The sequence below is a fragment of the Flavobacteriales bacterium genome (assembly GCA_016716605.1).
GTDB lineage: Bacteria > Bacteroidota > Bacteroidia > Flavobacteriales_F > PHOS-HE28 > PHOS-HE28.
The window spans coordinates 2,609,128-2,627,668 of sequence record JADJWA010000001.1; the positions used below are offsets into that span (position 1 = coordinate 2,609,128).

At 61.0% G+C, this 18,541-nt stretch carries 16 protein-coding genes; 10 read left to right on the top strand and 6 right to left on the bottom strand.

Annotation, left to right across the window (positions count from 1 at the left end):
- The first annotated feature begins 2 nt into the window (after positions 1-2).
- The 5 genes from IPM12_10510 (at position 3) to IPM12_10530 (ending at position 6,433) form a co-directional block, all read left to right on the top strand.
- The gene (locus IPM12_10510) at positions 3-1,553 is read left to right on the top strand and encodes a T9SS type A sorting domain-containing protein (protein ID MBK9148230.1); all 1,551 of its coding nucleotides are present in this window, start codon (positions 3-5) and stop codon (positions 1,551-1,553) included.
- A gap of 147 nt (positions 1,554-1,700) precedes the next feature.
- Entirely contained in the window at positions 1,701-2,789 is a 1,089-nt protein-coding gene (gene serC, locus IPM12_10515; GenBank protein ID MBK9148231.1) for a 3-phosphoserine/phosphohydroxythreonine transaminase, read from the top strand.
- A 35-nt stretch (positions 2,790-2,824) separates the two neighbouring features.
- Positions 2,825-3,793, top strand: a complete 969-nt coding sequence (locus tag IPM12_10520; GenBank protein ID MBK9148232.1) for a D-2-hydroxyacid dehydrogenase — start codon at positions 2,825-2,827, stop codon at positions 3,791-3,793.
- A gap of 5 nt (positions 3,794-3,798) precedes the next feature.
- Positions 3,799-5,016 (top strand): DUF1015 domain-containing protein, encoded by a 1,218-nt coding sequence (locus IPM12_10525; GenBank protein ID MBK9148233.1) that lies wholly within the window; start codon positions 3,799-3,801, stop codon positions 5,014-5,016.
- A 133-nt stretch (positions 5,017-5,149) separates the two neighbouring features.
- Positions 5,150-6,433: a replication-associated recombination protein A gene (locus IPM12_10530; GenBank protein ID MBK9148234.1), complete on the top strand. Its 1,284-nt coding sequence runs from the start codon at positions 5,150-5,152 to the stop codon at positions 6,431-6,433.
- Positions 6,434-6,528: 95 nt separating this feature from the next.
- Here IPM12_10530 and IPM12_10535 read toward each other — a convergent pair whose 3' ends face one another.
- Positions 6,529-6,978, bottom strand: coding sequence for a hypothetical protein (locus IPM12_10535; GenBank protein MBK9148235.1), 450 nt, complete (start codon positions 6,976-6,978; stop codon positions 6,529-6,531).
- A 77-nt stretch (positions 6,979-7,055) separates the two neighbouring features.
- Between IPM12_10535 and IPM12_10540 the strand changes: the two genes are divergently transcribed.
- The 4 genes from IPM12_10540 to IPM12_10555 all read left to right on the top strand — a co-directional run bounded on the left by IPM12_10540 (position 7,056) and on the right by IPM12_10555 (position 10,941).
- Positions 7,056-8,669, top strand: coding sequence for a hypothetical protein (locus IPM12_10540; GenBank protein MBK9148236.1), 1,614 nt, complete (start codon positions 7,056-7,058; stop codon positions 8,667-8,669).
- Between the two features lie 106 nt (positions 8,670-8,775).
- Complete coding sequence (locus IPM12_10545; GenBank protein ID MBK9148237.1) at positions 8,776-9,915, top strand: hypothetical protein; 1,140 nt, start codon at positions 8,776-8,778, stop codon at positions 9,913-9,915.
- The gene (gene lepB / locus IPM12_10550) at positions 9,915-10,610 is read left to right on the top strand and encodes a signal peptidase I (protein MBK9148238.1); all 696 of its coding nucleotides are present in this window, start codon (positions 9,915-9,917) and stop codon (positions 10,608-10,610) included. Before IPM12_10545 ends, lepB begins: the two co-directional genes overlap by 1 nt.
- 4 nt (positions 10,611-10,614) lie before the next feature.
- Complete coding sequence (locus IPM12_10555; GenBank protein ID MBK9148239.1) at positions 10,615-10,941, top strand: multidrug efflux SMR transporter; 327 nt, start codon at positions 10,615-10,617, stop codon at positions 10,939-10,941.
- A 396-nt stretch (positions 10,942-11,337) separates the two neighbouring features.
- Here IPM12_10555 and ffh read toward each other — a convergent pair whose 3' ends face one another.
- Positions 11,338-12,678 (bottom strand): signal recognition particle protein, encoded by a 1,341-nt coding sequence (gene ffh / locus IPM12_10560; GenBank protein MBK9148240.1) that lies wholly within the window; start codon positions 12,676-12,678, stop codon positions 11,338-11,340.
- A 134-nt stretch (positions 12,679-12,812) separates the two neighbouring features.
- Positions 12,813-13,193: a four helix bundle protein gene (locus IPM12_10565; protein ID MBK9148241.1), complete on the bottom strand. Its 381-nt coding sequence runs from the start codon at positions 13,191-13,193 to the stop codon at positions 12,813-12,815.
- Between the two features lie 379 nt (positions 13,194-13,572).
- Between IPM12_10565 and IPM12_10570 the strand changes: the two genes are divergently transcribed.
- Positions 13,573-14,247: an aminotransferase class III-fold pyridoxal phosphate-dependent enzyme gene (locus IPM12_10570; GenBank protein ID MBK9148242.1), complete on the top strand. Its 675-nt coding sequence runs from the start codon at positions 13,573-13,575 to the stop codon at positions 14,245-14,247.
- 284 nt (positions 14,248-14,531) lie between these two features.
- On the opposite strand, the gene IPM12_10575 is transcribed toward IPM12_10570, so the two are convergent.
- The 3 genes from IPM12_10575 to IPM12_10585 all read right to left on the bottom strand — a co-directional run bounded on the left by IPM12_10575 (position 14,532) and on the right by IPM12_10585 (position 17,842).
- Positions 14,532-15,407, bottom strand: coding sequence for a hypothetical protein (locus IPM12_10575; GenBank protein MBK9148243.1), 876 nt, complete (start codon positions 15,405-15,407; stop codon positions 14,532-14,534).
- Between the two features lie 336 nt (positions 15,408-15,743).
- Positions 15,744-16,925: a site-specific integrase gene (locus IPM12_10580; GenBank protein MBK9148244.1), complete on the bottom strand. Its 1,182-nt coding sequence runs from the start codon at positions 16,923-16,925 to the stop codon at positions 15,744-15,746.
- A 299-nt stretch (positions 16,926-17,224) separates the two neighbouring features.
- Positions 17,225-17,842 (bottom strand): fibronectin type III domain-containing protein, encoded by a 618-nt coding sequence (locus IPM12_10585; protein MBK9148245.1) that lies wholly within the window; start codon positions 17,840-17,842, stop codon positions 17,225-17,227.
- Between the last annotated feature and the right edge of the window lie 699 nt (positions 17,843-18,541).

The following is an 18,541-nucleotide window of genomic DNA, read 5'->3' on the forward strand; positions in this document are numbered from 1 at the left end:
CCATGCGCTCGCTATTGTTTGGAGCGGCAGCGTTCATTGAATCCTTGGCAATGGGCCAGGGATTCAATGAACGCTACGATGCGTTTGGGTGGGGATTCGCCCAGGGTGCATTCAACATTGAACTGCTTGAGGATGGTTACATGGTAACCTCAACGAGTGCGGATGTGGACAGTCTTGGCCCGGACTTTTGGCTCAGCCATTATTCTGTGCTGCTTACCAAGCTCGACTTCAATGGTGCAAAGCAATGGGAGAAGCGCGCTTACAGGCCATATCATGGCACAACCGCAGGCTGGAGCAACTGCTGCGACACCATTCCCGGCGGGGGCTACGTGGTGGGCGGCGCCAGCGAGGACACCACCGGCTTCGATGAGGTCTATCTCATGCGCTTCGATGCCAACGGCGATACGCTCTGGACCAAGGTGTTCGGTGATCCCAATGGAAATGACTTCTGGATCGGCTATCAAGTGAAGCGCACCACCGATGGTGATTTCCTCATTGTCGGCTTCACCGGAACGGAAGGGCTGGCCTCCTATCAGGCATTCGCCATTCGCACGGACGAGAACGGCAATGAGCTTTGGCGCCGAACCTACTCTTGGCCGGGAAATCCGTTCTGCGGCTTCTTGAGTTCCTCGCTTGCAGGTGCTGGCGAATTGTTCATGGCGGGTTCGCATAACATCACCATCAGCAATACGGATCATTGGGTGCAGCGCACCGATAGTTTGGGAAACTTGAAATGGCGTGTGCGATGGGGCGGCCCATTTTCAGATGCCGGCACCCAGATCATCACCGCAGCCGATGGGCACGTGCTGGTCTTCAGTGCCAGGGGCTATGCCGCCAACAGCCAAGCCATGCGCTGCTACATCGCCAAGCTCGACAGCACAGATGGCAGCATCATTTGGGAAAATGAATTCGGACCAACAGCACCATCCACGCTCTTCCTTGCCGGGAAAGAATGTCCCAACGGGGATTTGATCGCAACCGGTGCCACTTATGCCAATATGGGCATGGGCAGCGGGCAGAAGGGTCTGCTGTGCCGCACCACCAGCGAGGGCGATAGCCTGTGGATGTTCGCCTACTTCTCGGTGGCCGATGGCCTCACCGACGGTACCGGCCGCTTCTACGATGTGCTGCCCACCGCCGATGGCGGCTTCATCGCAGCGGGCGCGGCCTACTTCAGCGCCAGCGGCAACAACCCGCCGGGCATCAGCCAAGACACGTGGGTGGTGAAGGTGGATAGCATGGGCTGCATCGTGCCTGGCTGCAACAACGTGGGCATCACCGAGCAGGCCACCAACCTGCTGGGAGCGCTCCACATCTTCCCCAACCCCGCGCAGGGGCAAGCCACCTTGCAGCTCACGCTTCCGCCGGGCGTTGGTAATGGGCCATTCGAGCTAACACTTATGGCCACCGATGGGCGCGTGGTGCGCCGCGAACGCATCGCGGGCAATGTCGAGCATAGGCTGGCCTTGGATAGGCAACCATCGGGCATGTACTATGTTCATGTGGCCGATGAGGGCAAGTGGCTAACGGGTGGGAAGCTGGTGTTGGAATGACGCTCACAGACTCTGCCGCCCGCAGGACCTCACCGTGAACGTGATCAACCGGTATCTGGAGATCAAGGCGAGGGGTATGCTGTAGGCGAGCTTTGTCATGTTCGGCTCCCCTAGCGCCAATACATTTGGCCGCCGAATCCCAACGCCATGACCGTAGCCACCAAGAAGAAGGTCCACAACTACAGCCCCGGCCCCTGCATCCTGCCGCAAGAGGTCTTTGAGCAAGCCGCGCAAGCGGTGCTCGACTTCGAGGGCAGCGGGCTCAGCATCCTGGAGATCAGCCACCGCAGCAAGCCCTTCGAAGCCGTGATGGCCAAAGCGCAAGCGCTGGTGAAGGAATTGCTCGGCGCGCCGGACCATTACCAAGTGGTCTTCCTCGGCGGAGGCGCCAGCTTGGGCTTCCACATGGTGCCGCTCAACTACATGAAGCCCGGCGGCAAGAGTGCCTACGCGAACACCGGTGAGTGGGCCTCGCGCGCCATCAAGGAGAGCAAGCTCGCAGGCGAGACCCTCGTGGTGGCCAGCAGCGAGGATAGGAACTTCAGCTACATCCCCAAGGGCTTCGGGATCCCATCGGACGCGGACTACTTCCACCTCACCAGCAACAACACCATATTCGGCACGCAGTGGAAGCGATTCCCCGAGTCGCCCGTGCCGGTTGTCTGCGACATGAGCAGTGACATCTTCAGCCGTCCGGTGAACGTGGCCGACTTCGCTCTGATCTACGGAGGCGCGCAGAAGAACATGGGCCCTGCAGGCGCCACGGTGTACCTCTTCGACCCGGAGCGCACCGGCAATACCGGTCGCAAGCTGAGCCCCATGCTCGACCTGAAGAACCACGGCAGCAAGGAGAGCATGTATAACACCCCACCGGTGTTCGCGGTGTACGTGAGCATGCTCACCCTGGAGTGGATGAAGAAGATTGGCGGCGTGGCCGAGATCGAGCGGCGCAACAACGCGAAGGCCAGGCTCCTCTACGATGCGGTGGACCGACTGCCGCTCTTCAAAGGCACCGCCGCCGCCGAGGACCGCAGCACCATGAACGCGTGCTTCGTGATGAGCGACGCTGCGCTGGAACCCGCCTTCGATGCCCTTTGGAAGGAAGCCGGCATCAGCGGGATCCGTGGGCACCGGAGCGTGGGCGGCTACCGCGCCAGCATGTACAATGCCCTGCCCATCGAGAGCGTGCAGGTGCTGGTGGACGTGATGGAGCATTTCGCACAGAAGAACGGATAGACCATCAACCTTCGCCGAAGGCTTCGGCAGATACCATGCGCATACACGCCAACGACGGCATCTCGGCAGCAGCCAAGGCCCGCTTGCAGGAGGAGGGTTTCAACGTGACCACCGAGCATGTGCCGCAGGAGCAGCTCGCCGATTACCTGAACAAGGAGAAGGTTGATGTGCTGCTCGTGCGCAGCGCCACCAAGGCGCGTCGGGACCTGATCGACGCCTGCCCGGGCATCCGGCTCATCGGCCGCGGCGGCGTGGGCCTCGACAACATCGATGTGGCGCATGCCCGCAACAAGAACATCCCGGTGGTGAACACCCCGGCCTCCTCGAGCATCAGCGTGGCCGAACTGGTCATCGCGCACCTCTTCACGCTTATGCGCTCGCTGCACAAGAGCAACCGCCGCATGCCGGGCGAGGGCATGTCGAAGTTCAAGGAGCTGAAGAAGGAGTACGAGAAGGGCTTCGAGCTGCGCGGCAAGACGCTCGGCATCATCGGCTTCGGGCGCATCGGCCAGTGGACCGCACGTTATGCGCTGGGCTGCGGCATGAAGGTGATCTACGCCGACAACCACGCCACCGCCGATGCGATCGAGCTCGAGGTAGGCGGCGTGCCCGTGCGTGTCCCGGTGAAGATGGTGCCGCTGGATGAGCTGCTGAAGCAGAGCGATGCCGTGAGCCTGCACGTGCCCGCCCAGAAGGATGGCCGCCCGGTGCTTGGCAAGCGCGAGCTGGGCCTGATGAAAGCCGGTGCCGTGCTGGTGAACACCGCGCGAGGCGGCAGCGCGGATGAGGATGAACTGCTCGCGGCGATCAAGGAAGGCCGCCTTCGCGGAGCCGCGCTCGACGTATTCGTGAACGAGCCCGAACCGCGCGCTGATGTGCTCGCCGAGCCCGGCTTGAGCCTGAGCCCGCACATCGGTGCCGCAACGGCCGAAGCCCAGGGCCGCGTGGGCGATGAGCTGGTGGAACGGATCCTCGCCTGGCGCAGCGCTGCCACGGTGATCTGAAGGCCATGATCGAGCTGCGGCCATTCCGCGCCTGGCGGCCGGTGCCGGAGAAGGCGCACCTCGTGGGCTCCCGCAGCTACGTCACGTATCCGCAGCAAGAACTCGCGCAGCGCCTCGCGGATAACCCGCATAGTTTCCTGCACGTGCTGCGCCCCGATGATGACAGCACCGTGAAGCTCCCTCGCGCCGAGCGCTTCCATCGCGTGCGCATGGCCTTCAAGGGCTTTTGCGACGCGGGCACCATGGTGCGCGAAGAGCAGCCCGCGATCTACCTCTATGAGCAGGAATCGCGCGGCAATATCACGCGCGGCATCGTCTGCGGCGTGAGCACGCAGGCGTACCGCGATGGCCGGATCAAGGTGCATGAGCAAACGCTTACGGCACGCGAACAGCTCTTCGCCGAGTACCTGGGCAGCACGGGCATGAACGCCGAGCCGGTGCTGCTGGCCACGCCCGATGGCACCGCCTGGGAGGCGCTGCTCGACCCCCTGCTGAACACACGGTCCGCCTATGCCCATCGCACGCGCGACCTCGTGAGCCACCGCCTCTGGCCCATCACCGACCGGACCATGCACGAGCGATTGCAGCGCGCCTTCGCTGAAGTGCCCGCGCTCTACATCGCCGATGGCCACCACCGCCTGGCGAGCAGCGCGCGCCTGGCCGAGTCGCGCGGCCTCACGGATGTGGATCCCGCCTATTGGTGCCTGGCGTTCATCGTCCCGCGCAAGCAACTCTACGTGTTCAATTTCGATCGCGTGGTGAATGACTTCGGCGGATCGGATGAGCGCGCATTCCTCATGTCCTTATCACGGATCGGCGCCCTCGCACCCGCACGAGGCCCCTTCGCCGCGCCGGGCATCATCGGGGTGCGCACGGCCAGCGGCTGGCACGCGCTCACGCTCCCGCCACAGGCCGCGCCATGCGCAGCGGCCGATTGCCTGGATGCCGCACGCCTCAGCTCGCTGGTGCTCGGCCCGGTGCTCGGCATCCACGACCTGCGCACCGATCCCCGCGTGGGCTTCGTGCCCGGCACCGCTGGTACCACCGAACTGGACCGGCGCGTGGAGCAGGGTGAGGCTGCAGTCGCCTTCCACCTGCATCCCGTGAGCTTCGAGCAACTGAAGGCCGTCTCGGATGAGGGCGGGACGATGCCGCCGAAGAGCACCTACATCGAGCCGAAACTGCGGAGCGGGATGGTCGTGTATTCGTTGGAGGAGGCTTGATGGCGCGCGAAACAGAGGGCCCGACTTGTAGATCGTGATTGTTGATTCCTGATTGCTGATTCAGTCGGGCTCAAGCGCCAGCCGGATCCATCCTGCATTTCGAGAGAGGCCGATCACGTCGCAACTTCGCCGCATGCAGGAGAACACGCCCTTGGCCGAGCGCATGCGCCCGCGCACCCTCGATGAGGTGGTGGGCCAGTCGCACCTGATCGGGCGGGATGGCGTGCTGCGCAAGGCATTGGCGGGCGGCATGCTGCCGAGCATGATCCTGTGGGGTCCGCCAGGCGTGGGCAAGACAACGCTCGCCCGGTTGATCGCCCAAGGGCTGAAGCGGCCCTTCCACACGCTGAGCGCGATCAACAGCGGCGTGAAGGATGTGCGCGAGGTGATCGAGCAGGCCGGCGGTGCGGGCCTCTTCGCGCGCAGCGCCGTGCTCTTCATCGACGAGATCCACCGCTTCAGCAAGGCGCAGCAGGACAGCCTGCTCGGCGCCGTGGAGAAAGGCACCATCACCTTGATCGGCGCCACCACCGAGAACCCGAGCTTCGAGGTGATCGGCGCGCTGCTCTCGCGCTGCCAGGTGTACGTGCTGGAGCCGTTGGCCGAAGAGCAGCTCATGGAACTCTTGCAGCGCGCCATGGCAACCGATGCGGAACTGAAAGCGCGCAGCATCGAGCTCCGCGAGACAGCGGCGCTGATGCGCGCCAGCGGCGGCGACGCACGGCGGCTGCTCAACACCTTCGAGCTCTGCGTGAAGGCCGCCGGTGATCCGGCCGTGATCACGGATGCGCTGGTGGCCGAGGTGGCACGCACCTCCGCCCGCTACGACAAGCAAGGTGAGCAGCACTACGACATCGTGAGCGCCTTCATCAAGAGCATGCGCGGCAGCGATCCCAACGCGGCGGTGTACTGGCTAGCGCGCATGGTCGAGGGCGGCGAGGACCCGCTCTTCATCGCGCGCCGCATGGTGATCCTGGCCAGCGAGGACATCGGCAATGCCAATCCCAACGCGCTGCTCATGGCCACCACCGCCATGCAGGCTGTGCAGATGATCGGCTGGCCGGAGGGCCGCATCATCCTGAGCCAATGCGCGGTGTACCTGGCCTGCTCGCCGAAGAGCAATGCGAGCTACATGGCCATCGGTGCGGCACAGTCCGAGGTGCGTCGCAGCGGCGACCTGCCTGTGCCCTTGCACCTTCGCAATGCACCAACCAAGCTGATGAAGGACCTCGGCTACGGCTCGGACTACCAATACAGCCACGACGGAGCCGGCAACTTCGTGAATCAGGAATTCCTGCCCGAAGCGATCAGCGGGAAGTCATTCTATGCACCGGGGGACAATCCGAAGGAGCAGGAATACGCGCGCATGCTGGAACGGCTGTGGAAAGGCAAGTACTTGGGGAAATCTGAAACATGAAAGCTGAAACTTGAAACCTGAAAGTTGAATCGCCGGTTGGCCCGAGGCTTTGTTCCAGCTTTCGACTTTCAGCCTTTGCATTTGCTTGAGCTGGCTCACCCTGCCCGCTCCTGCTCTATGAAGCGCTGGTGCATGTCGTAGATGATGCCGAGGCTCACCATCAATCCGCCAATGGCCTGTTCGAGCATCTGCCAGATGATGTCCACCACCACGTGCGCCATGCCATGCTTCGCGAAGCTCATACCCAGCACAAAGATCACGAGGTATACGAAGAATCCGATGACGGCCGAGAGCAGCATGGCCATCAAAGGGAAGGCCTTCTTCAAGGAAATCCATTCGTACTGGACAGCCTTATGCGTGGCCATCGTCAGACCGAATCCGAGCACCAGATAGACCACGGCCGCGAGCGTGAAGTAGAGCCACTTCGGTATCGAGAGATCGTCCATATCGCTCAAGACTACTCCATGCCACAGGTACGACAGCCCGTACATGACCACCGCAGCGAGCAACGTGGGCAACAGGATGAAGCGTTGGAGCGGATTCATGCGTCTAGGCCACAGGCAATGTTACGGAAGCGCTCCGCCACGGGGTTGACGGATGCTAGTCCTACCTTGCCACACGCATGGAGAACGAGCGCAGGACCGGGACGGTTGCCTTGTTGCTGGGGGCAGTTTTCCTCACCGCCGTACCGGGCTGCCGCAAGGTGAGTGAGGAGCCCACGTGGGATATCGACCTCCTGGCCCCGCTGGTGCGCACCACCTTCACCCTGCGCGACTTGCTGCCCGATTCACTCCTGGTCACCGACCCCGATGGATCGGTGACGCTCGTGTACAGCGGCGAGCTCTTCGACCTGAACCTGGATACGGTGCTCACGGCCCCTGATACCACCTTCTTCTACCGGTATGCGCTTCCGTTCCCTGGACCGCTCGATTTCCCGGCTGGCGTGAATTTCTTCAACCAGGCTGATGTGCAGGAATTCGACCTGGAGGACCTTGCGCTGCGTGAGCTGATCCTGCGTGAAGGAACCCTCGAGCTGAAGATGACCAACATGGTGCAGAGCAGGATCCTGGGCTCGATCCAGATCCCGGCGGCGCAGTTCGCCAACGGCAGCAACACGCTTAACACCGAAGCGGATGCCGGTACGCCCGCGCAACCCACCATCTCCTATGCCACGCGCGAGCTGGCAGGCGCCCGATTCGACCTGCGTGGGCCGCAGCTGAATGCCGTGAACACCCTGGAGACCATAGTCGGCGCGCAGCTCGATCCCAATGGGCAGGGCGCCACCGTTACCGATCAGGACAGCCTGATCCTTGAGGCGCGCTACTTCGGCCTCGTGCCGGAATTCGCGCGCGGTTTCTTCGGGCAGCGCGAAGTGAGCACCGGCCCTACGGAGGAGGACCTCGGCCTCTTCGATGCCCTTGTCGGGGGCACGCTAGACCTTGAGGCGGCCACGCTCAAGCTGAAGGTCGAGAACGGATTCGGGGTGGACCTGCAGCTGCGCATGCGGGAGCTCACAGCGATCAACACGCGAACGGGCACTGAGGTCCCGCTCGCGCATGCGCTCTTCAACGGCCCGCTGAACCTCACGCGGGCGCTCGATTCGGGCACGGGCCCGCAGCCCACCTTCGTGGAGCGCACGTTCAACGTGGGCAACAGCAACCTCACGGAGTTCATTGAGACGCTCCCTGATCGCGCGCGCTACGAGCTTGACCTCTCGCTGAACCCGCTCGGCGACATCAGCAACGGCCACGATTTCCTCTATCACAGCAGCAAGCTCAGGGCGAGCATCGACCTGGAAGTGCCGCTGCGGCTCATCGCGAACGAGCTCACCTTGCAGAGCATCAGCCTGCCCGATCTGCCTGGCACGGCCGAAGGGCATGCCCTGCGCAGCGGAACCTTGCGGCTCTTCGCCACCAACGGCTTCCCAATGAGTGCGCGGATCGTGCTCGACCTCATCGACGGTGAGGGCGAAGTGATCGGCAGCATACCGGTGGATGGCATCGCTGATCCGGGCATCCTTGGCTCGGAGGGCCTCGTGGTGCAACGAACCCATAGCCTGCTCACGGCGGAATTGGATGAAGCGCTGGTGGACCTGCTCTACACCGGTGCCCGTCTGCGCACGCGCGTGGCCTTTACCACCGCCGACCAGAGCCAGCACTTAAGGCTGCTTGATACCTACGCGCTCGACCTTCAGGTTACGCTGGCGGCCAATTACCTGGTGAATGGGGATGAATAGGAGCGGAGCGCTCGTTGTGCTGTCATTCTGGGCCATGGGTGCTTCCGCCCAGCACGCTTTGCCCCGTGACCCATCGGCGACGGTGCCACCCGATCGGCTCCATACCATGATTTCCGGGCATGAGCGCGCCCTGATCCTCGAGGGTGCCTTCGACTTCAACGCGAACAGCCTCCTGAATGAATTGCCGGTGGCCTTGTTTCGCGGCGCCTACCTGGACCGCGAGCTCCGCGGACGCTCGCGTGATGCCCTGCGCGTGCGGAACAGCGCTGGCTACCTCATCGATGCGCGCATCACCTACGCAGGCCCGGTGCAGGAGCGCTGGCGGCCGGAGGTGAGCGTGGCGCACCATGAGCACATGGGCGTGCGCTTCCCCGCCGACCTGTTCAACATCACCTTCTTCGGGAATGCCGGCTATGAGGAGCGAAGGGCGGATCTCGGGCCTGCCCGCTTCACCCGGATGCGCTATCAGACCATCGGCGTGGGCGTTCGGCATGCGCGGCAATCACATTACGCCCGCATCGACCTGGTGATGGGCGAGAGCCACGCCGCCGCCGACATCCGTTGGGCGGATCTGTACACCGGCCCCGATGGCCGTGTGCTGCGCGCCAACGTCAACGGCCGTTACCAGCGCAGCGATAGCATCGAGGCCGCACCCGGATCGCTGCAGGGCCTTGGCCTCGCCCTGTCCGGTCGCTGGCAGCTCCCGCTCTTGCGCCCGCATCGCGGCCTGCTCATCGAGCTCGAGGCACAGGACCTCGGCTTCTGCTCATGGGACCGCACCGGACAACGCTTGGAGCGCGATACCGCACTGGTGTTCGAGGGCATCACCGTGGAGAACATCCTTGAGCTCGATCAAGCGGTGCTCGGAGAGGACCAGGTGCTCGATACGCTAGGGATCCGATTCAGGACCTCGGCCTATTCGACCTGGCTTCCTTTCCGCCTCAGCGCGCGGATGCGGGGCAGGCTCAGCGAGCGGTGGAAGGGTTCGATCACCGTGGATCAGCGGAACCTGCCTGGCTATGTGCCGGCGGTGGCCTTCGCTGCGGAGAGCATGCTGGGTGCGCGTTCCGAAGCGGGCCTCACGCTGAGCATGGGCGGATTCGGCGGATTGCGGCTCGGTGCCAGCGCAACGCATGTGATCAAGGACCGCTGGCTGATCACCATGGCCACGCCGCATCTGCCAGCCTTCTTCACGCAGCGCACGCGCGGCGCAGGGGTGATTCTTCACTTGGCCCATGCTCTCTGATGGCCGATCATCGACCTGAACGCGGATTGAAAGGCTGGATGATCGCCGGGATCATCGGAGGCGGCCTCGCGGCACTGGCTGTTTGCTCCTTCGCCTACGCGCGCATCACTGGTCATCTGCAGTTCTATGTCGTTCCAACCGCTGGCTGCGAGCCCGGCATTCCTCGCGGGGCGCATGTCCTTGCTTCGGACTGGATCGCACCGAAGCGCTTCGATATCATCTGCTTCATGCACGACGTCGGCGGGCGCAAGGAAGTCTGGTTGCAGCGCTTGTGCGGCCTCCCAGGAGACACCATCATGGTCCGTGCAGGACGTCTGTCAGTGAATAGCGAAGAGGCCGATGCCGCTTTCAGCCTGAAGCACCGGTACCGCGCGCATTCTTCGATGTTGAATCGGCTCGTGCAGCAAGGCGACATGCATCCCGACGATCACTTTCCCATCGGTTCGGACAGCATCGCTGTATTCATGATCGATGCTGCTGCGGAGCGCATGGGCCTCCTGCGCTTGCAGGGCTTCATTCCCGATTCCGTTTTCCACGCGCCCGGTTGGCAGGAAGATGAGATACCCGAGACGGTCGTTCCAGACGGGCATTGGTTCATGCTCGGCGACAACCGAAACGCAAGCGTTGATTCTCGCTACATCGGTTTTATCGCGCAATCCGACTTCATGGGCACAGTCTTTCATGTGATCAGGTAGCAGCATGCCCTGGCTCCTGCTCATCATCGCTGGCCTCTTCGAAGTGGGTTTCGCCTCGTGCTTGGGTCAGGCCAAGCTCGCAGAAGGTCCCACACGCGTGGCATGGCTCGTCGGTTTCATCATTTGCCTCACGGTGAGCATGCTGCTGCTCTACAAGGCATCTCAATCCCTTCCCATCGGCACGGCGTACGCGGTGTGGACCGGCATCGGTGCGGCGGGCACGGCCATCGTGGGCATGGTGCTCTTCAGGGAGCCTGCGGATTTCTGGCGGCTCTTCTTCCTCTTCACGCTCATCGCCTCCATCGTCGGCTTGAAGGCGGTGACCCGGTGAGGAACCGAATTCTGCACTCCATGCATGCCAACGATTGCGATTACCCCAGCTTCGCCTATAGCCGTTCGTGAACAGGAACGTTCCGATCTCCGAATACTGACCCGCACCTGTCATGGACCACATGCACGTCCATTGATCGGCACGGGCACCGCCAATTTGTGCTTTGCATGGAAGGCATCATTGCGCGCACTTGATCCATCGGAAGAACAATCGCTCGCTTCGATGCCAAACACCGCCAAAACCGGTGGCCTCGGGTCCTCTGGCGAGGTATCGATATCCTAGGAATTAAACGGCGTAGGCTGGTTCGATCTCAGGTTCGTTCATCGAGCCATCGTCTTGCTCCCGCATCTGCGGGCGGAGCATGTTCCGCCCATACCGGGCACACAATGCCTGCGCCTACCTGCGCATGCCTTGTGCGGCCTGCATCTGCCGCATCATGTTCTGCATCTTGGTCTTGTCGCCCATCATCTTCATCATCTTCCGCATCTCCTCGAACTGCTTCATCAGCTTGTTCACTTCCTCGATGCCGCGGCCGCTGCCCATGGCCAATCGGGCCCGTCGGCTGCCGTTGATCACCGATGGGTTCTTCCGCTCCTCCGGCGTCATGCTCTTGATGATCGCCTCGATGCCCTTGAAGGCGTCGTCGGGGATGTCGATGTTCTTCATCGCCTTGCCCACGCCGGGGATCATGCCCATGAGGTCCTTCATGTTCCCCATCTTCTTGATCTGGCCGATCTGCTCTAAAAAATCGTCGAAGCCGAACTGGTCCTTCGCGATCTTCTTGTTCAGCTCGCGTGCGGCCTTCTCATCGAACTGCTCCTGTGCCTTCTCCACCAGCGAGACCACGTCGCCCATGCCCAGGATGCGGCCTGCCATGCGCTCCGGGTGGAACTCGTCCAGCGCATCCATCTTCTCGCCGGTGCCGATGAACTTGATCGGCTTGTCCACCACGCTGCGGATCGAAAGGGCAGCACCGCCGCGCGCATCGCCATCGAGCTTGGTCAGCACCACGCCGTCGATGTTCAGGCGCTCGTTGAAGGCCTTGGCCGTGTTCACCGCATCCTGACCGGTCATGGCGTCCACCACGAAGAGCGTCTCCTGCGGGTTGATCGCCTTCTTGATCGCGGCGATCTCGTCCATCATCTTCTCATCGATCGCCAGGCGGCCGGCGGTGTCGATGATCACGGCCGTGAAGCCATGCTGCTTGGCATGCGCGATCGCGTTCTTCGCGATGCTCACGGGGTCCTTATTCTCGCGCTCGCTGTAGACCTCGATCTCCAACTGCTTGCCCAGCGTCTCCAGCTGGTCGATGGCCGCAGGGCGGTACACGTCGGCAGCGGTGAGCAATACGCGCTTGCCCTTTTTGCGGATGTAGTTGGCCAGCTTGCCGCTGAAGGTGGTCTTACCTGAACCCTGCAGGCCGCTCATCAGCACCACCGTGGGGTTGCCGCCCAGGTTGATGCCCGCGCTCTGCCCGCCCATCAGCTCGGCCAGCTCGTCGTGGGTGATCTTGGTGAGCAACTGGCCGGGGCTCACCGTGGTGAGCACGTTCTGGCCCAGCGCCTTGGCTTTCACGCGATCGGTGAAATCCTTCGCCGTCTTGAAGTTCACGTCGGCATCCAGCAGCGCGCGGCGGATCTCCTTGGTGGTCTCCGCCACATTGATCTCCGTGATCTGCCCCTGGCCCTTGAGGACCTTGAAGGCCCGCTCCAGCTTGTCACTTAAGTTCTCGAACATGATATAGAAAGTGGAGCGCGAAGGTAGAGGGAGGGAATGAGCAATGAGCAAGGCGCAATGAGCAAGGCGCAAGTGCTGACGAGCGACCCTCGCCTACTTGCTCATTCAGAATTGCTCATTACTCATTGCTCATTTCAGGCCTTGCTCGCTTGGGTGGCAGTTCCAACGCTTTTGATGAAGATCCGGACCAGTTCCTGGCACTCGCCCTTCACCCTTGCTATCACCGCTCCATCCTTGTGCATTCCCTTGCGCTCCATGATGCGAATGCAGATGTGCGACTCACGCAGTTCTTTGAGCACGATCTTGATCTTGTGGATGAAGTCCTTCTTCGACTCCGCTGCTTGCGCCTCGCCGTAGTTCAAGGCTGGCGACGTGCCCGAACGGAGCAATTGACCGCCAAGGTGATTGGCCGCCTTCGTTGAGGGCAGACCTTCCTCAAGGTCAATGATCATGACGGCGAAGTCTATGAGGCGCTCTTCGAGATCGTACTTGCGGGGTGCGGCTGGGGTCGGCATGGTTGATGGGGCTGTGTTCTAGGCCTAAGGAAAGGCTCAATGCTGAATGTGCAATGAGCAAGTGGCAAGGAATACGGATCCAACATGCTCATTGCGCCTCTCTCATTTTAGGCCTTGATTGATGAAAGGCGAATGAGCAATAAGAAAAGAGCAATAAGCAAGTCGCAAGGAAATGCGGATCCCATTTGCTCATTCGGACTTGCGCCTTGCTCATTGCTCATTCTCCACACCCGCGAAATGCTCCTCACCCACAAGGACCTGCTCTTGGAACTGGAGAAGCTGCGCAACACCTCCAAAGAGCATGGCGGCAAGATCCAAGTGATCTTCCGCTACCTGAAGCAGATGGAAAAGCGCGAGACCGAACGTATGCGCCTTCCTCGTGGAGCCGATCCAGGGCGAGAAGGGCGTGTACGTGCCCGCCGACGACTACATCCCGAAGGCCATCTCCGCGTGCAAGGCCCGCAAGGTGCTCTTCATCGCCGACGAGATCCAGACCGGCATCGCGCGTACCGGGCGTTTGCTCTGCAGCGTGCCCGATGAAGAGAAGGATGCCGCCCGCCGCCCCGATGCGGTGATCCTGGCCAAGGCCCTCAGCGGCGGCATGTACCCGGTGAGCGCCGTGCTCGCGAGCGACGAGGTCATGGGCGTGTTCACGCCCGGCACGCACGGCAGCACCTACGGCGGCAATCCCATGGGCGCGCGCATCGCCATGGAAGCCCTGGCCATCGTGCAGGAAGAAGGCCTCACGTCCAACGCCGATCGCCTCGGCAAGCTCTTCCGCGCGGAGATGCAGAAGCTGGTGGATGCCTATCCCTTCGTGAAGGGGGTGCGCGGCAAGGGCCTGCTGAACGCGCTGGTGATCGAAGCGCGCACCGCGCCCGATGGATCACCGAAGACCGCTTGGGAGCTCTGCCTCTTGCTGCGCGACAATGGCCTGCTGGCCAAGCCCACGCACGGCGACATCATCCGTTTCGCTCCGCCGCTGGTGATCACCGAAGAGCAAGTGCTGGAAGCCTGTGCCATCATCGCGCTCAGCGTAAGGCAGTTCGCGTGACGAATTCCGGAGGCAGATGAGCAGCGCCGCGTGCTGCCTATAAGCGGTGGTCATTCGTTGTTGGACGCTGTTGCGCGCTTGCGAGGCTCTGCGAAGCAATGCGCGCAATGGCGTTCAACGGGCCTGCGCTTGCCGCAGGCCGCCTTTCGTGATCTTGTACCTGGACGAAGTTATCATGCTTCAACGGGAGTTGTCACCGGTACGAGGGCGGCTTGCGGCAAGCGCATGTTGGTGGCAGTTATTTTATGATCTCTTTTACCCTTATGGGAAACTCCGCGGCTACCTCAAAGGCTTGAAAATCTCCCTGTTTCTTTCTCGATCCATTCGGCGTCGTTGTCATCATTGCCTTTGTAGTAAACGATGCCGCTCACTTCCGTATGTATCCATAGCAGTTCGTCGATTAATTCCAAGTAATCCGAAAATTGAGTATCTCTACTAATTTCAATTTGAAATTGCGATCTCAGCCGTGTTGATCTGTTGCGTCCGATGTACCTAACCAGACCGTTCCTTGTTTGAAACAGGTCATTCGTATCTCCATTTAAAACGAATGAATCCGCCCCTAGCATTTTGACAGATATTATCTCATCTGGGATATCTAGTGGATATTTTTCACAATGGTCGCAAGTTTCAATTTCGATGGTGCCGTCATACTTGTTGATATGCGTGATTGGCCGTTTTAATAGTATGACCTGCTCGTCGTTCTCGTTGGTCTCCAATGTTGAGCATTGAATCACGTAGCCTTTGTCAAATAATTCTGCCATGACAGGCGCAACCATTCCCAATGGTGTTCGACTGTCCACGTGTAACCATACAATCTGTCCATGAGCTTCACTGAACCCGAAAATTCCATCGTCTGATTTTCTTACTACATGGTTATTGAAAAGGTAAAATAAAGAATCCTTTGAACCGCCAATAATGAGTTCATGCTCAAAAGCACTGGGGAATTGATGTATACCTGTACTGCTGGATACCTTTTCTGTAAGTTGAAAATCTGAGGTAAGATTTCTCGTCCTGTTGTTGAAGTACGTTTCTGCTGTGACACAATCGCGGTGAGGTATTAGCCATAAGGTATCACCCTCACCGTACATTGTCACAGTCCCGTTATCGTCTATGATATAATTCGTGCTGAACGTATTATCGACCCAAGGGTCAATGGTCATGATATTTCCTTTGAAGCTAATGAAGGATGCAAAACAACTGTCCGGATTTTGGCAAACAGTGTCGTTAATTACCATTCGGTTGTCTCGAATATTCCATGTTTGAAATTGTTGGCCTTTATTATTCCATACAAGGTGATAGTGTCCGTCGAGATTCGGTTGACTGCATGACCACAATAAGGGCAACAATAGACTTACTGTTATCTGGCCCGTGCTTGCTTTCATTGTAATTGCCACCAACTAGTCGGTTGTGCCCACTGTTGGGTTTATTTCCGGCCTTGGGCGGAGTGAGGAGTTGGTTCAATGATGCCAATAGGGGAGCAAAAGCCCAACTTTTCGTCACAGGTCGAGGTCATCCAAGGGGCTCCTGATCTTGCCAATGGCTTTGGTGCTGACATGGGTGTAGATCTCCGTGGTCTTCGAGGAACTGTGGCCTAGCAGGGTTTGAATATAGCGCAGGTCGGTGCCCTTCTCCAAGAGGTGCGTGGCGAAGGAGTGCCTGAGGGTGTGCACGGTGGCGGGGGCGGTGATGCCCGCCTTCGCCTTGGCCTGCTTGAAGATGGCTTGGACACTGGTATCGGAATAGGCCCCACCGCTCTGGCCTTCGAAAAGGAAGAGCTTGGGCCTGTATTCCTCCACGTACGCATCGAGCTTGGTGAGCACTTTGGTGCTAAGGAGCGTGATCCTGTCCTTGCGGCCTTTACCGCCGCGGATCACCACTTGCTTCCGGTCCGGATTGATGTCGGTGCGCCGAAGGTTGATCAACTCGCTGAGCCGCAGGCCTGCCGAGTAGATGAGCATGAGGATGCACTGATGCTTCAGGTTGCCCACTGAGCGCAGGATCGCCGTCACTTCCGCCTCACTGAGCACTGCCGGCAGTTTCCGCTCAGGACGCGGCCGTTCGATGAAGGTGACGCGCTTTGCATCGCCCACCACATTCATGTAGTAGTAGCGCACCGCATTCACCACTTGGTTCAGATAGCTGTTGCTCGCCTTGCGCGCCGTGGCCAAGTGGTGCTGATATGCTTCAATGTCCTCGGTGCGGATGTCGTTGGGGTGCTTCTGCGGGTAATGCGCGAAGAGCTGCTTCACGGCATTGAGGTAGACCGCGATGCTGCGCGGGCTGTATCGAGCCACTTCCAGCTTGCGGCGCATGGCCGCCAAGGCTTCCTGCTGTATGGGCGTTGCTGCGCTTGGCTTGGGCTTGCTCCCGCTTAGGCTTGCAGGCTTCGTGCTCGGCTTGACCGGCTTCGTGGGCTGCACCGGTCCTGGTTTCGCCCGCAGTGGATTCATGTCCACCCAGGCAAGGCCCTTGAAGGCATCGAAGATGCCCTTGAGGTTCTCTGGCGTGTTGGGCAGGTACCAGCACCGGTGCGTGCCGCTCCAGGTGGCCTTGGCCCGCTTGGCTGCGGCGATCAAGGCGGAGTCGTATGGGAAGTGCAGCGCTATGCAGCGCTGGTCCTTATGGACCAGATGCTCGAGCTTCACGGACTTCTCCTTGGCGCTGGTGGATCTTGCCATTCGCCATGCCAAAATAACGCGGGGCGGTGATTCCCGGGCAGTTGAACCCCATCCGGATTTCCCATCCTCGGGGCAGCAGCGCTCGAACAAGCTATTCTTATCACACGCCGCTCACGATCCTTAGCGAACCCTAGGCAGGCATGGATGGGCTCTTCGGTGACATCGGTGTCCAGGCTTCCAGGAATGCCATGGCTCATACGGGGTGCTCAAGCACGGCCATGTGTGCATGGTCCGGCCGTTCGGGCAGAAACGCCAGCGGCCCCGGTTTCCCGGGGCCGCCGCTGCTATTGCTGCCATGGTTACCGCGCCATGGCCTTCGCCGGATCGCTGAAGGGGCTGTCGCCCGCCGTGCCGCGTGCCCGCACGCGGTACCAATGCGTGCTGCCGCTGGCAAGGCCTTTATCCAGGTACTTGCTCTTGGTGGTGAAGGCCACCACGCTCCAGCCCGCCTCAACGGCCGGGTCGCCGCTGTTGCGCTGCACCTCGAACTCGTGCGCGCCGTGCATCGGGTCCCAATCGGCCAGGACCTCGCCCAGCTGGTCGGTGAGGTCGGCGCGCAGGTTCTCCACCTTGGGCAGCGGTCCGATGGGGCTGCCCGGCTTGCGCACCTCGAAGCCCGCGCTCAGGATCAGCGCCTCATTGCCGCCAGCCACGCTCACCACGTAACCGGCCTCCTGCACGATCAGCTCGTCCAGTTCGGCTTCGGCCTCGTTCTTCGCGAAGGTGGCGTCCTTGCCTCCGTTCAGCGCCGCCGCGATGGCTGCTTCCAGCTTCAGGCGGGCGGCGGTGATGGCCGCCACGGGCGGCGTTGGGGTGGCGAAGTCCGGGTTCGCCGTGAGCTTCCCCTCGATGTACAAGGCCTTGGCCACCTTCTCCAGGGCGCTCAGGCCGTCCAATCCAACCTTGATGGTCTTCATGGCTGAAAGTCCGTGCAAACGAGTGGTTTGCGCCTGCACTAGATCTAGAATGCCCTATTGGCGGGGCTTATTGCACGCAGGCCTCCTGGAAGCCTTGCTGCGCGGGCCTTTCGTGCTCAGCCACCAGCGCCGTTGCTCAAGTTCGTGCCGCCGCTGGCGTGCCTCCGCTGCTGCTCCTGCGATCCGCGCTGCCGTTGGCGGAATCGCGCTGCGCGTTGCCAGGGCACCACGGCTCAATCTGTGACGAACCGTGCATTTCCTCATGAGCTTTGTGACAAAGCTGATCAGGTTCGTGGCGGAGCTGATCAGGTTCGTGGTGCGCCTCATGGCCTTTGGGCCGGAGCTCATGCGGTTCGCGACCATCCTCATGGGTTTTGCCACGGACCTCATGAACTCCAGGCTTGGGGCCATGGCCTTTGCCGCTTGCCTCATGCCTTTTCGCCCAAAAGCCATGAGCCCAGGCCCGAACCGCATGGCTTCCAGGCCGAAAGCCATGGCTTCTGGCCTGAAGCCCATGAAGCTTGGCCCTTAGTTCATGGACTTTGCCCCAAACCCCATGACGTTCGGCGCAAAAGGCATGGATCCCAGAGCAGGATCCATGGCCCTGCTCACAAAGCTGATGAGCCCGAACACAAAAGGCAGGAGCCCGTGAACAGAAGGAATGCCCTTTCGTGCGGCAGGCAACCGCTTTTGCACGCT